Here is a 15540-nt window from a genome sequence, read left to right on the forward strand (position 1 = left end):
GTGGCACCACAATTTGCCCCGTCTGACAGAACACGTCTATGCGGTCGGCGCAGCGCCGTACGCCCTCCATCACGCGATCGGATCAGTCGACTCACGCAGACCGTGCGCGGCGAACGCCAGCGGTGCGACCAGCAGACTCTCCAGGTCCAGGGTGAATGTCAACGCCACGGCCCGGGACAGCCGCGCGCCCAGTGGCGGACGCAGAGCATCCACCAACAACGAGCGGGAGTCAGGCGCGAGCATCGGCAGCCTCCGGCAGGTCGACGGCGCAGCCCTCGTGAATGTCAGCCAGGATCCGGCGAACCTGCGGCCAACGGAACACCAGGCGTCGGCTGCCCGACGCGCCGCTCCACGTTTGAAGCAACTTGTCGTTGACCAGCCGCGACTGCCCCTTCTTCACCGACCGTTCCCGCTCGGCCACGAGGTTCCGCAGGCTCTGGTCGTTCGCGGCGTCGCCCGAGGCACCGCTGATAACCGCGTCCAGCCATCGGTCAATGAACCGACGTGCGGCCACGTTCGCGGCGATCCGCGGGTTCTTCTCGATAAGCCGGGTCCACATGCCCGACCGGTCCCAGCTCTTAAAGCCCTGCTCCGCCGACACCCGGCCGTTCCAGTTCAGCAGCGCGTCGCGGTACCAGGCCATCGGCTCCTCACGTTCGGTCAGGCCGGCCTTTTCGTACCGCTCGGCGATGAGCAGGTTGTACAGCAACGCCGCGCCGTGAATCGCCAGCGAGAACAGCGCAGCATCCCGCACCATTGAGCTGATCTGATCCGGCGCGGCGAGCGCCGCCGGCTCCTCCCACGGCGCCTCACTGTCCCAGCCGGGGCGGTTCTCGGGCTCGAGAAGGTGCGCCAGCAGGGTGCTCGGCGCTGCAGCCAAGATTCGCTCGCGCAGCCATCGGGCCTCGTCCGGGTGTAGCCGCAGCCCACCCTCGACCTGGGTAGGGAAGTTTGCCGGTGGCACCGGCAGAGTCGGATACCAGGACGAGCTTGATCGTTCGGTGAGTTCCTCGGCCTCCGCCAGGCCGGCTGTCAACCGACGGTCCGATGCCGCTTCATCGCCGCCGGCACGGATGCCGTACCGCGACAGCGCCGCGGCATAGATGCTCGACGGCAGCGTCCGCACCCCGACACCGGCCCGCCGGCCGATTACACCCTCAGTGTCGTCCCCACGGAGGAGTGCGTCGATCACCTTCCGCTCGTTGCGATCAACTTGCGCTGCGAGTCGGTCACCGCGCAGCCCACGCCGCTGCGCATCCTGAAAGCACCACGGCACGATCAACAAGTACCGGGCCCGGGTCTGGATGACGGAAGTACCCGGAAACAGCAGGTCGCTGATCGCGTCGCGGATCTGACCTATGCCCAGCTCGTCCCGGCTCTCCGTATCGCTGAAAAGCTTGAGCAACTCCCGCATGCGTTGCTGATCGTCGCGGGAACTGTCCAGCCAACTCAGGCCTGATGCCATAAGTGCCTTCCGCTTATGCTTCTGCCACCTCGATGAGGCCGCTGGGAGGACAGGTGGGCAGAGCGATCCAGCCCTCGGTACGAGCCGCTGATCGTCGTTCGGCCTGGTGGCCTTCCCGATCGCCGCGGCACGCGTGCACAGGGCCGCGATAACCGAATCGAACGCATCGTGGCTGCGCCGGACCAGCGTCTCGAACGCCCCCAGGTCCAGCCAAGGCATGGCCGCGCACACCGCAGTCACGAGGTCGGGGTGCTGGAGTCGCTGATCTCGGGCCTTGTAACCACGATGCGTCAACCCCCAGCAGCGTAGGGTCGCTGCCGGATACACCTCGACGATCTTGCCGTCGCCGCAACGATCGACATCCTGCTCAGCGGCGGCAAGCATCGACAGGAGCCCGGCGCATCGGAAGGCGGCGTGCCCGATGCGATCCGCAGCCACACTGAGCGGAACGATGCCGGTTTTCTGGCGCACCACCTCGTCAGTCTGTCGATAGGCCAAGCGACGCCGCCACGGCGTGCCCTCGCCGTCGGCGACGGCAATGTTGCCCGCCTGGTGGGCCGTGACGAGCGCGATGAAAGGTTCCGGCCAGCCGAGCGGGCAGTCCAACCCGACCTTGTCCGCGTGCTGGCTGGCTTCGACGATCCTGACGTCGCTGACATCGAGGATCAGGTCCCGCACCACCGCACGGCCCGATAGCCACTCGACGGTGGCCATCGCCGTACGCTTGTCAGCGGCGGCCAGGTCAACGCCGATGGTTAGCACCGCACCACTCTAGGTGCCGTTGTACTTGGTTGAACATGATCCGATCGATGGTCGCTGCTGAACATTCAGCCGTACATGGATGCCGCTGTGGTTCGCCGCGAGCAAGTTACGCGACAGCAGCAGCCCTCCAGCGCACAAGATCGACGGATCTTCAGCGCCGTCCAGTTCAACCTGTCAGTCAACCTGCCGTACCTGGCCATCGGCGGTCACTTCGTAGAGGTGTATGCGCAGCTGGTCGCGAACGTGGGCGGGAACCCGTTGGACGGCTCTGACGGATGCAGTCGGAACGATCAACGCATGGCGAACGGCGGTGGAGACGCTGGTCATTCGACGTAGTAGCTGGCCGTATGCGATGTCCGCATCGATGCCGGGCTCGCTGGTCTTCCCCTTCACCTCGCCGATCAGCCGCTCCACCCCCCGGACGGCTTCGATGTCAGCCCACGGATCGGTCGGCTCGACAGGCGTCCAGCCTTCGGAAATCAGCCAGGCCCGGAACGCATCCGTGACTCGGTCTTCGTCGCTGTACCGGCCGACCAGCTTGCGGATGACGTCAAGGTCCGATTCCACGCTGCGGTGCAGGCGGCCACGGCTGTCGGAATTTAGATCGCCGGGACGGATCACGATCAGCCGAAGTCCGTGGGCAGGTATTTCGGTGTCTCGCCGCGCGTCGTACAGGGCCCGCTGTTCGCCGCGATGAACTCCGCTGACGGTCAGCCTGTCCGGCTTGTCGAAGTGCGCCACGGGCTGATCGTGCTGTAGCTCGCGATACTCGACGACGAGTCGATGGGTGGGCCAGTATCCATCGACGGGCAGCATCGTCCGTCGTCCGTTGGTGGAGGGGTCGCCAAGCAGCCAGTCGAAGCGGTGCTGTGCTGCGGCTTGCTCGCCCAACACCCGGTTACACAGCCCAATTACGTATGCTTCGTCGCTGTCATCCCTGCTCATACCGCGCAATGGTGCCAGCTGCCCCCGACGTGCTCGCGCCGTTGAGTGGGCCGGCAGGGGAGCGCTGGGACTACGTCAGCCTCCACGAGCCGCGTCGGGCAGTGACGTCGAAACGGGATAGCCATGTCAGCCCGGTCGGTGCGATGATCGACTTCTGGGTCGCTAGCTCAACTGGATAGAGCATTCGACTGAGTAGTGCGTCTGCTCCCCGCTTGCGCGGTGATGGGTGCGCTTCCTTCTCCTAGTTGGATCGAATGGTTCGGGGTTCGAGTCCCCGGCGACCCACCATGCCGCAGCTGTGTGTCGGCAACAGCCGGAGTTGACCGGAACGGGGAACCACGTGCTCGAGAAGCTGATCGTCCAGAGGAGCCTGCTCGTGCCTGCCAGCACCGGCGCGGCCGGCGATGGCACGTCGGTGGCGCGGCAACTGGACGCGGCCCTGCTCGATGTCGGGTTCTCGGCGTCGCGGGCCCTGCTGGAACACATCGGCACCCTGGCCCCCGCGCCGGCGATGGACCTGGCCGCCATTGTCGTTTCGGCGGTGCGCGAACTGGTGGGCGATCACGTCCAGCACAACGCCTACTTCATTGGGTTCCCGGACGACGTTCCGGACACTGTGGAGTTCTGGACGGACCGGCTTCGGGCGGCTGTCGTCACCGACGGGGGCACGGCTACCGACGAGCAGCTGCGGGACGCCGTCGGCTCGGGCGGAGTGAACCTGCTCGACCTACCGGCCTACGGGGCCTACCAGCACACCTACGCCCAGCTGTTGGCCGCGCATGACGACCTCATCGCCGCTGCCGGTGACCGGGTGACCTTGCTGCGTCTCGGCGACAGCGCCGACGTGGAGGCTGCGCGGCTCTATCTGGCCCTGGCTGGTAGCTCGACGCCACTCGGTGAGGCGGACCTCGCGATCCTCACCGAGCTCGCGGTCGCCTGCGTGGACGGCGCGCAGCCGGCCGAGATCCCGGTACGGGAGAACCGCGCCGTGCTCAACGGAATCCGGCTCGTCCTCGGTCGGCCGCTGGTCGGCGTGGACACGACGACCGACGTGCTGCGCCTTGCCTGTCAGGTGTCCGGCGGGGACGCCTCGCTCGTGAAGCCCACGCGATTCCGCGCCTTCCGGCGCCCGGAGCGGCGGATGCTGCTTGCCGCCCTGAACACCGTCGTCGGTTCGAGTCCGGACAAGCTCGGTGACGTCGTGCGCTACGCGGAGCGGTGGAAGCGGCTCGGGGAGCGGTTGCACCCGCACGAGTACGACCAGTGGCCGCACGCGCAGGAGGTGTTCGCGGTCGCGCGTGGCGAGCGGCGGGTACGCAACCTCGCCGGCCGCGCGGAGGCGGCGATCCGTGCCGGAGCTATCGGCCCGGCCGCATCGGTACTGTCGGCGGCGCCGGGCCTGCTCCTGCGGTCGGCGGATCGGCTGTTGCGGGTCGCGTCGGCGTCGGAGCGTACCGCCGTCGTCGACGCCGTCACCGATGCACTCGGCTCGGCGTCGGGCCGAGTGCTGCTTTCGCTGCGGGAGCATGTCGACAACCGGCTGACGCCCGTGTCGGCCCGGATGTACGCGAGCCGCTCGCGCAACGCATGGGTTGGCCCCGATGAGCGGCCACCGCTGCCGGCCGAGCTGGTGGCCGAGCTGTCGTCGCTGCTCGACGCGGAGATCAGCGCCCGACTGCCGAAGCAGGATCGGCCGCTGCTGGTGGACCCGGAGGTGCTCGACGTCGCACTGCCGCTGTCGGGCAGGGCGGCGGAGGGCGGCTTCGCGGTCCTGCCAAGGGGGTCGCGGGCATCGGTGTCCGGTGAGCTGCTGCGCTTCTTCACGTACTGGCGCCAGTCCAGTCGTCGTACCGATTACGACCTCTCGGTGCTGCTGCTCGATGACGAGTTCCACGCAGCAGGTCAGGTGTCGTGGACGAACTACCATCACAACGGCGTGGTGTATTCCGGTGACATCACCGACGCGACGAACGGTGCGACCGAGTTCATCGATATGCCCATGACGACCGATGGGCACTATGTGGTTCCGCAGGTCTACATCTACACGGGTGAATCATTCGACGAGGTCGCCGAGTCGATGTTCGGCTACCAGACCCGCACGCAGGACCAGCTCGGTGCGCCATTTGACGCGCGGACGGTCCGGGCGCGTTCGCACCTGCGCGGCCAGGGCCGGGTCGCGCTGCCGATGGTGTTCGCCAAGGGTGAGGGCGGCTGGCAGGCCGTGTGGTTGCACCTGTACCTGCGGGGTGCGCCGTCACTCAATCGGGTGGAGGGCAACGCCATCACCACGGCCGACCGTGTACGAGCACTGATGGAGCGGCGCTACCTTACCGTCGGCTACCTTGTCGACCGATGGCGCGCAAGGGCCGAGGTGATGACGTGGGACGGTCGGCTACCGGACGAGCCGGTCACGTTCATCGGCATTCAGGCGCCCGAGGACCTGCCAGTCGGGTCGGAGGCATATACACTGGATCGGCTCAGTGAGCTGATCCCTGAGTAGGTCTGTGACAGTCGAGGCCATGCGGGTGCTTCCTTCTATTTCCGTTCAACTCGGGAACCTCCGCGCAAGCGGAGGATGTGGTTATTCCAGCCCCTGCGCTTTCCTCGGCTCTCACCATGAGGCCACAGGAATCTGTGGCCTCATCCTCATGCGATCGGGCCGTCGATCCGGATGAGGTCGGCGGTCGCCAGATTCGACGGCGGCTCGAACAGGGGGACCGCGCGTCGGCCGCCGCCACATCCCGTCCCCGCCACCGGCCGTACCGGCAGGGCCCGCCGCCGTTCAGCCAGACGGGCAGGCGGATCTTGGACAGTGCGATGCTCCCGGGCTGCTCTGATCCGCAGGATGCCGGGTAGCCCCCGGTCGCACCGGCGTCAGACAGCCGCCGTCGCCGGCTGCCGGACGATCGGAGATGCTCATGACCAGCCCGTTGGGCTCGCTGCGGCACCGCCCCAGCGATGACGTCCGGCTGCTGCACACCGCGCTGCTGCGAATGCCCGTCGACATCGCCACCGACGAACTGGTCGACGCCCGGTACGGGCCGACCACCCGCCGTGGGGTGGCCGAGTTCCAACGGGCGCACAAGCTGCCGGTGACCGGCACGGTGGACGGGGCGACCCGGGACGCGGTGCAGATGGTGCTGGCCGAGCCGCCGTCCCGGTTCGTTGTGGTGGGTCGGGTGCGTTGGGCCGACGGGCGGCCGGCGAATGCTCTGACGGTCGGCGCGTTCGACCGGGACCTGCGGCACGCCGAGCAGCTCGGCGAGGCGACCACCGGGGACGACGGGTTGTATCGCGTCGACTATTCGCGGGAGGCGTTCACCCGCTCCGAGAAGCAGTCCGCTGACCTTTTCGTCCGGGTGTCCGCTGGCGATCGCCTGCTGTCCGACCCGCCGCTGAGCGCGGTGCTGTTCAACGCCCCCGAGCTGGCCGTGCTCACAGTGGACCTGTCCGGGGGCGGGGAGCGGGAACGCAGTGAGTACGAGCGGATCCTCGCCACTATTGTCCCGCTGCTTGGCGAGGTGCCGCTGTACGAGCTGCGGCAGGACGACGAGGCCGAGGACGTGACGTTCCTGGCCGCCGAGACCGGACTGCCCGCGACGGCGCTGGCGCACTTCGGAGTGGCGCAGAAACTGGCAGCGTCGTACAAGCTGCCGGCGGTGTTCGGTTACGCGCTGCTCGCCGAGCGCACGCTGTTGACCACGAGCCGTACCGGCGCCGCACTTGCCCGGTTCGACGTCGATCTGAACACCGAGCTGCGGCCGCTGTACTACGACATCGCCCTGCTCGACGAGGATATCGTCCGGAGCGCCGTCGCCGACGCCGTGCGTCATCGGTACGTTCCCAAGGACCTGCTCGGCGATCTGGACCAGATCCTCGACATGCTGGTCCGGGTGCGGCCGGAGGCCAAGGAGTACGTTGCGCAGGAACGGCCGAAGGTGTTGTACGGGCGGGTGGAGCGGTTCCTCGTCGACGGCGCGCACGAGCGGGTCCAGAGTCTCCTCGCCGCCGACGCCGGCGGTGACCTGCCCGGGCTGATCGCCCGGCTGGCCGACGCGGCGGCGTTTCCCGACCGGTCGGTCGCCGAGGCGGCTGGCGCGGCAAGCGTGCTGGCCGACGTGCTGGGCTACGACGAGGCGATTGTCGAACGGGTCCGCCACCGCGAGGGGATCGAGCGGGCGGCCGACGTACGCCGGCTGGCCCGGCTGGCCCCGGCGGACTGGCGCCGGGTGTTGAGGGACAGCACCACTGATGCCCGGGTCGCCGGTCAGCCGGTCCGCCCGGAGCTGATCGACCTGCACGCCGGCGCGCTGGCCCGCAAGCTGGAGCGGCGCTATCCCACCACGGCCTTCACCGCCCAGCTCGAACGCGAGGCAGGCACCACAATCGGGACCGATGCCGCAGCCGACGCCGCAGCCGACGCCGGCGGTGAGCGGCCTGCTGGCAGCGGCAGCCGGCCCGGCCCCGGTCGACGGCCGGAGCCCGACGAGCAGGTCGGTGAGGAGATTGGCACCGACGAGCGCGCCTTCGGTGGGCACCGGGACACGGTGCTCGAACTGCTGACCGCGAACCCGGACTTCGACCTCGCGACCGGCAACGTGGAGCGGCTGCTGCGGGACCAGCCGGAGCGGCTGCGAACCGGGCGACCGGCACTCAAGGCCGCGCAGCGGATCTTCAAGCTGGCGCCGACCTACCGGCAGACGACGGCGTTGCTGGCGGCCAAGGTGCCCTCGGCGGCCCGGATCCACGCCCTCGGCGAGACGCGGTTCGTGGCCACCGCCGTGGACACCGGCCGGTTCACCGACGAGCAGGCCCGGTCGGTGTATCGCCGGGCCGTGGACGTGCACGTGGCGAGCGGGCTGCTGGCCGGCGAGCTCCAGAGCGCGGCGCGGGCGCTGCCGGTCCGGGCGTTGGGCGGTTCGGCGGCCCCGGACCTCACCCCGGTCAGTGCCGACTTTCCCAACCTGGCCAGCCTGTTCCAGCTCGCCGACTCCAGCTACTGCGAGCCGTGCCGCAGCGTGCACAGCGCCGCCGCGTACCTGGTGGACGTCCTTCAGTTCCTCGGTAACCGGCTGGTCACCGACGCCGACACACCGGGTCCGGCCACCAAGGTCGCCCGGGGTGTCCTGTACGGCCGCCGGCCGGACCTCGGTGACCTGGATCTGAGCTGTGAGAACACCGACCTTCCGCTGCCCTACCTGGACCTGGTGTGTGAGCTGCTGGAGGAGGCGGTGGCGCCGGACGCCGGCCTGGCGTTCGGCGGCCCGCTGAGTGGCGGGGTCGATCCGGTGGAGGCGCCGTCGGCCGGCCTGCTGAGCCTGTTGCAGGGCCAGGGTTGGCCGTTCACCGACCGAACCCTGGTGTATGAGCCGGACCTGACCGGGGCCCGCGTGGTACGGGACACCGGCGTGGTGGCCAAGGCGACCCCGGACGGGTCCGGTGGGTGGTTGGTGCGCCGGCTGCGCCAGAGCACCGGCACCGCGGCGGAGTTGGCGGCGGCGCCGCAGTACGTGAACGGTGCCGCCTACGCCCTGCTGGCCGCCAGCCGGTACGCGTTCGCTCTGCCGTTTGATTTGGCGCACGAGGAGACCCGCAGCTACTTCGCCCAGTTCGAGGTCCCCCGTGCCGACCTGATGCGGGCGCTGCGGCGGCCGACCGGCCCGAGCGACGAGGCCATCGCGGCCGAGGAACTGGGGATCAGCGAAGCGCAGCGGCAGTTGGTGGTGACAGCCGACCCGGGCGCCCAGGACGACATCTGGAACACCGCGCCCCTCGGCGCTCTGGGCGGCATCGCCCGGGTGGACAATTTCCTCGGTCGGGCGCGCCTGGACTATCGGGAGATGACCGAGCTGCTGGCGCTGGGCTGGGTCAATCCCGGAAACGTCACGTTCGTGAGGCACCTGGACACCGGGTCCGACCTCAGCACACGGCGGATCCAGCAGCTCACCGACGGGCGCCTGGACCGGATCCACCGGTTCCTGCGCCTGCTGCGCGCGCCGGCCTGCGCCGGCTGGACGCCGTCGTTGCTGGATCGGGCGATCCGGGCCGACGCGCTGGGCGGTGGCGTCCTGGATGACGACTTCCTGGTCACGGTGGCGGCGCTGCACCGGCTGGCGGCGCGGCTCGGGCTGCCGTTGCCCGTGGTGGTCGACCTGTTCGCGCCGCTGGACGAGTCGCGGTACGCGGAGGTGTTCCGCAGCACGGCGAACGGCCCGGTCCTTGAGGCGTTCGAGCCGGCCACCGTGCTCGCCAACGAGCAGGCGGAGCTGACCACACCCGGCTCGGGTGCTCCGCTGTCGGCGCACGAGGCGTACCTGGCGACGTGCCTGGGTGCCACGACGGCGGACACCGCGCTGCTGGTGGCCGACCTGCCGGCCCCGGCGATCGTCAGCAACGTCGGCCTGCACGCGGCGTACGCCGCGACGCTGCTGGCCCGGGCGCTCGGGCTCACCGCTGCCGAGTACCTGATCATGAAGGATCTGATCGGGTCGGATCCGCTCACCGCACCAGCCGCCGCGCTGACCTTCGTCGAGCGGTTCGACGCCGCCCGCGCCGGCACCGGCATCCGCCCGGCGGACCTGCGCTACCTGCTGCGGCACGAAGCCGATGACCTGGCAGCGCGGGACCTGCCGGACGAGACGATGACCGCGGTGCTCACCGGGTTGCAGGCCGCCTACCAGAGCGCGTACGCGAGCACCCGGCCCGCTGTCGACCCGGCCGCGCCGCCCGAGGAGAACCTGCCGGGGATGCGGGCCCTGCTGGCCACCGTGCCCGGGGTGACCGAGGCGGACCTGGCCGGCTTCGTCTCCATTGTCGACGGTAGTTGGACGGACGCGGCGGTTACCCCGGCGCAGTTCGTCGACGCGAAGCTCGCCGCCCTGGTGGACACCACACCGATAACGGCCGCGATCGTGGCCAGCCCCACCGAGGCCCAGCAGACCACGCTGCTGCTGGCCATCACCACGGCCCTGTCCAGCTACGCCTACACCCGTACCAAGCAGGAGCTGGCGACGGCGGCGGTGGCCGACACCTTCGGTTTCTCGGCGGACGTCAGTGCCACGGTGCTGGCCGGCGCGGAGTTGACCCGGCCGCTGCTCGCGGTACTCACCGACGACGCGCTGGTGGACCTGGTGAACGAGCCGCCAGCCCCGCCTGCGGTCACCTCGGCCGGGTTCGACGAGCAGTACCGGGCACTGCGCCTGCTGCACGTGCTGAGCCGGCTCGTCGACCACCTGACGGTGCCCGACGCGGACCTCGGCTGGCTGCTGGCGAACGCCGGGTCGCTCGGCTGGCTGGCCCCGGACCGGGTGCCCTACCAGACCGGCCGGCCGCCGGCCCCGTTGGCCGACTGGATCCGGTTGGCCGCCGGGGTCGAGCTGGCCCGCACCTACCCGCCGGTGGCGAACCCGCTGGACGCGGCCGCGCCGTGGACGGTGTACGGGCTGTTCGACCTGGTCGTGGCGGCCGGCACCACTGCCACGCAGGTGCACACCCATCTGGCGCAGCTCGCTGGATGGGACGCCACCACACTGGCCGACCTGGACACTCACCTCGAACTGTCGGCGGCGAACCTCACCGCGTACCGGTCGCCGGTGACGATCCAGAGGCTGGCCGACGCGCTCACCCTGCTGCGTCGGCTGGGCCTGCCGGTAGCGGCGGCGGTGCCGCTGGGCCAGCCAGTCACCACGGCGGCGGGCGTGGCCACCATGCGACAGGCCCTGAAGGCCCGGTACGCCGAGGCCGAGTGGCTCGGGGTGCTCCAAGGCGTGCAGGATCGGCTGCGGGTGGCCAAGCGCGACGCGCTGGTCGCGTACCTGCTGGCCGAGAACCCGGCGCTGCGCGACACCAACGACCTGTACGACAACTTCCTCATCGACGTCGAGATGGGCGCCTGCATGGCGACGTCCCGCATCGTGCAGGCGCACGCCACCGTGCAGTTGTTCGTGCAGCGCTGCCTGTTGGGGCTGGAACCGGACAGCGTCGCGGCGGTCACCGAGGATCCGGGTTGGGACCAGTGGAGCTGGATGGCCAACTACCGGGTGTGGGAGGCCAACCGGAAGATCTTCCTGTACCCGGAGAACTGGATCCAGCCGGAGTTGCGGGACGACAAGTCGGAGCTGTTCACCCAGCTGGACGACCAGTTGCAGCAGGACGAACTGACCGACCTGGCGGTGGAGAACGCCACCATCGCGTACCTGGAGAAGCTGGACGACCTGGCGCACCTGGACGTCATGGCCTGCTACTACCAGCACGACAGGCACCTCATGCACGTGTTCGCCCGCACCCGGGGCGGCGACCCGGCGGTGTACTACCACCGGCAGTTCGAGCGGGAGCGGTACTGGACGCCGTGGCGGCAGGTGCCGCTGGACATCGCGGGCGACCACCTGCTCGCCTTCGACCGCAACACCCGGCTCACAGTGGCCTGGCCGGTCTTCACGGAGGAGACGGACACGGCGCAGACCTTCCAGATTCCGGACCCGGACGGCATCCCGGCGGGCGGCACGGAGACGGATCGGCCGCGCCGGCGGTGGCGGATCCAACTGGCCATCGGCGAGCGGGCACAGGACCGCTGGCAGCCGAAGAAGATCTCCAAGGACGCGCTGTACTACCCCGCCAGCGGCTACCAGGAGGACCTGCCCGCAGCCAACGAGTTCACCTGCTTCGCGTACGCGGCCGGGGCGGCCGGCCAGGCGATCAGCGTGCTCACCGGCGTCGAGTTCGTCGGCTCGTTCGCACTGACCGGCTGCCGGGGCTATCCGGAGCCGATGCCGGGCGGCGGCTCCGGCAGTCTGCTGCTGTCGCCGGTGTTCAAGGACACCAAGCTGCTGGCCGAACGGTTCACCGAGCTGATCTTCCGGTCGCAGAACGACCTGGCGATCAGCACTCCGCTGATGGGCGCGTACCAGACGCTGGTGGCGCAGACGCCCGGCCGGTTCCGGGTGACGTACCCCATGCAGATGTCGTTGCTCGACTGGATCATCCTGCTGCTGGGGCTTCTGCAGAATGTCCGAGGCACCCACGACCGGCGATCTGTGCTGCCACTGGGCACCCTGATGCCGTACTTCTACGGCGACTACGACCGTGGTTACGTCATCATCCCGGGCTTCTACGACCGGCGGGCCGAGGACCCGACGGACCGGATAGAGAAGACGTACAGCGACGTGGACCAGTTCGCCCGCGACGTGCTGGCGCTGCTCACCGAATACCTGCGCCGATACGCCGAGGACCCGGCGCACGACCTCGCGGCGGCCGTGCAGGCGATGACCGAAGACGCGGAGTACCACCGGCTGGTCGCCGAGTTCAAGGTCTACGGCACCCTGTCGTACGGGGTGAAGTTCGCGAACTTCTACCACCCGCTGCTGTGTTTCCTCCGGGCCACGGTCTACCGCTCGGGCGTGTCGGCGTTGCTGAGTCGGAGCACCCAGCTCACCAACACGGGGTTCGACTTCGCCGCCACCTACCAACCGCAGCCGGTGGTCGTGTCGCCGTACCCGGTGGAGGACCTGGACTTCGCCGCGGACGGCGCGTACGCGGGCTACAACTGGGAGCTGTTCTACCACCTCCCGTTCGACATCGCGCTGCGGCTCAACCGGGACCAGCGGTTCGCCGAGGCGCGGAACTGGTTCCACCACATCTTCAACCCGGTCGGCACGGCCGACGGCGCCACGGCCCCGCAGAAGTACTGGATCACCAAGCCGTTCTTCCAGACCGGGGCGCCCGAACTGCTCAGCCAGCGGATCGGCGACATTCTCACGGCGATCGCGGCGGACCCGTCGGGGGCCAGCATCACCGACCTGAAGTTCGCGGTGGAGCAGTGGCGGGCGAAGCCGTTCAACCCGCACGTGGTGGCCCGCAGCCGGCCGGTCGCCTACCAGCTCGCCGTGGTGGTCGGCTACCTCAGAAACCTGGTCGACTGGGGTGACCAGTTGTTCCGGCAGTTCACCAGGGAGTCCGTCACCCAGGCCACCCAGCTCTACATCCTGGCCGACAAACTGCTCGGGCCGAAGCCGAGCGTGGTGCCGCCGCTGGTCAGTCCGGCTCCGGCCACCGTCAACCAGCTCCAGGCCAAGGTGGACCTGTTCGGCAACGCGCTGCTGGACCTGGAGAACCTGATCCCCGACCTGGACCTGCTGCCGCACGACGGGGCCGAACTGCCCAGCCCGCTGAGCTACTCGGCGCTGTACTTCTGCGTCCCGCCCAATGAGGAGATGCTCCGGCTGTGGGATCTGATCGCCGATCGGCTGTTCAAGATTCGCAACTGCCAGAACATCGACGGGGTGGAGAGCATGCTCGCCCTGTTCTCACCGCCGATCGACCCGGGAGCACTGGTCCGGGCCACTGCCGCCGGCATGTCCGTCTCGTCGTTCCTGGCCGGGCTCGGCGCACCACTGCCGAACTACCGGTTCCGGGTGCTGGCCCAGAAGGCCACCGAACTCGTCGGGTACGTCGGTGAGCTGGGCGGCGGGCTGCTCGCGGCCATGGAGAAGCGGGACGCCGAGCAACTCGCCCGGCTGCGCGCCGGCCAGGAGATCGCCCTGCTCGACGCGGTACGGGCGGTCAAGCTCGCCACCATCGCCGAGGCCGAGGCCAACGTCGCGGCCCTGGAACTGAGCCGCAAGGTGGTGGAGGAGCGGCAACGCTACTACGCCGGCCGGCCGTACATGAACGCCTGGGAGATAACCGCCACGGCGCTGTCCGGGGTGTCGTTGATCGGCGAGGCGGCGATCGCTGTGGGCTACATCCTGTCCGGCGGTCTGAAGCTGATACCCAACTTCACTGCTGGCGGCGCCGGCTTCGGCGGCTCACCCACGGTGACCCTCACCCTCGGCGGGGACAAGGCTGGCGCCGCCGCCGACTCGGCGGTGATGACCCTGGAGGCGATCGCCCGGGCCCTGGACAAGGCCGCCGGGATGGCCGCCAACCAGGGCGGCTACCGCCGCCGGATGGACGACTGGGAACACCAGGCGGCGCTGGCCGGTCTCGAACTGACCCAGCTCGACCAGCAGCTCCTCACCGGGCGGCTGCACGTGGCCATGCTCACCGACGAGTTGGCGGCGCACGACCGGGAAGCCGACAACGCCCAGGCCACCGAGGAGTACCTGCGCGGCAAGTACACGAACACCGAGCTGTACCAGTGGATGGTGAGCCGGGCCAGCTCCGTCTATTTCGGGGCGTACCAGCTCGCCTTCGATGTGGCGAAGAAGGCCGAGCGGTGCTTCGCGCACGAGCTGGGCAGCGAGGCCACGTTCCTGCAACCCGGGTACTGGGACAGCCTGCGCAAAGGGCTGACCGTGGCGGACGCGCTGCGCCACGACCTGAAGCGGATGGAGGTGGCCTACCTTGACCGGCACAGCCGCGAGCGCGAGCTGACCCGGCACGTCTCGCTGGCACAGCTCGACCCAGCGGCGTTGATCGAGCTGCGGTCCACCGGCAGTTGCCTGATCAACGTGCCGGAGGCACTGTTCGACCTGGACCACCCGGGGCACTACTTCCGCCGGCTCCGTACGGTCAGCCTGTCCATTCCGTGCGTGGCCGGCCCGTACACGCCGGTCACCGCGAAGCTCTCCCTGATCGCCAACCGGTACCGGACCGGCACCGCCGCCCGGCAGAGCGCCACCAGCGCCAAGGACAAGTACACCGAGGTGCCCGGCGACGAGCGGTTCGCGTACAACGTGGGCGGGATCGAGTCGATCGCGACCAGCAGCGGCCTCAGCGACAGTGGCATGTTCGAGCTGAACTTCGCCGACGACCGCTACCTGCCGTTCGAGGGCAAGGGCGCGGTCGGCACCTGGCGGCTGGAGCTGCCGACGGCGGTCCGTCAGTTCGACTACGACAGCATCAGCGACATCATCCTGCACCTGCGGTACACGGCCCGCGATGGCGGCTCGACGCTGCGCGGTCTGGTCGAGGACTCACTGCGAGAGGTGCTCAACGAGATGCTGGTCGACGCCGGCCGGACGGGGCTGTACCAGGCCTACAGCCTGCGCCACCAGTTCCCGGACGAATGGTGGCAGCTCACCCAGCAGCAGAGCACCGAGCTGACCATCGGACCGGAGCACCTGCCGTACCTGGCCCGCGACCACCAGCCGGTGGTGGACCAGGTGACCTGGTACGCCCGGGTGGACGGTGATCCCGGGACGTACGACCTCACGGTGGCCGGTGACCCGGTGACGTTGAACCGGGACGCCGACCTGCAACAGTGTGTGGGCCAGTCCGATCCGCTCGTGCTCGGCACCCCGGTCACGCTGGCGGCCGACCCGGACGGCCTCACCGACCTGGTCATCCTGCTGCACTACCGGCTCGACGGCTGAGGGGGCGGGGTGACGACCAGCTATCCGGTCGGCGGCGGATCGTGGGGGCCGGGACCC

At 69.4% G+C, this 15540-nt stretch carries 5 protein-coding genes and 1 tRNA gene; 3 read left to right on the forward strand and 3 right to left on the reverse strand.

Annotated elements, in window-relative coordinates; all coding sequences use genetic code 11:
- Positions 1–69: 69 nt before the first annotated feature.
- From DLJ59_RS36425 to DLJ59_RS23485, 3 genes are all read right to left on the reverse strand, one after another.
- Complete coding sequence (locus DLJ59_RS36425; RefSeq protein WP_158630894.1) at positions 70–243, reverse strand: hypothetical protein; 174 nt, start codon at positions 241–243, stop codon at positions 70–72.
- Positions 230–2227 (reverse strand): DUF6361 family protein, encoded by a 1998-nt coding sequence (locus DLJ59_RS37595; RefSeq protein WP_244236185.1) that lies wholly within the window; start codon positions 2225–2227, stop codon positions 230–232. The genes DLJ59_RS36425 and DLJ59_RS37595 overlap by 14 nt, the downstream gene beginning before the upstream one ends.
- A 174-nt stretch (positions 2228–2401) precedes the next feature.
- Positions 2402–3172, reverse strand: coding sequence for a hypothetical protein (locus DLJ59_RS23485; protein WP_124774766.1), 771 nt, complete (start codon positions 3170–3172; stop codon positions 2402–2404).
- 156 nt (positions 3173–3328) lie between these two features.
- Here DLJ59_RS23485 and DLJ59_RS36430 point away from each other — a divergent pair.
- The 3 genes from DLJ59_RS36430 to DLJ59_RS23500 all read left to right on the forward strand — a co-directional run bounded on the left by DLJ59_RS36430 (position 3329) and on the right by DLJ59_RS23500 (position 15483).
- Positions 3329–3460: transfer RNA gene (locus DLJ59_RS36430), tRNA-OTHER, on the forward strand.
- Positions 3461–3512: 52 nt separating this feature from the next.
- Positions 3513–5672: a TerD family protein gene (locus tag DLJ59_RS23495; protein WP_124774768.1), complete on the forward strand. Its 2160-nt coding sequence runs from the start codon at positions 3513–3515 to the stop codon at positions 5670–5672.
- Between the two features lie 418 nt (positions 5673–6090).
- Entirely contained in the window at positions 6091–15483 is a 9393-nt protein-coding gene (locus DLJ59_RS23500; protein WP_158630895.1) for a Tc toxin subunit A-related protein, read from the forward strand.
- Positions 15484–15540 lie beyond the last annotated feature (57 nt).

It is taken from the genome of Micromonospora inaquosa (genome assembly GCF_003857055.1).
Taxonomy (GTDB): domain Bacteria; phylum Actinomycetota; class Actinomycetes; order Mycobacteriales; family Micromonosporaceae; genus Micromonospora; species Micromonospora inaquosa.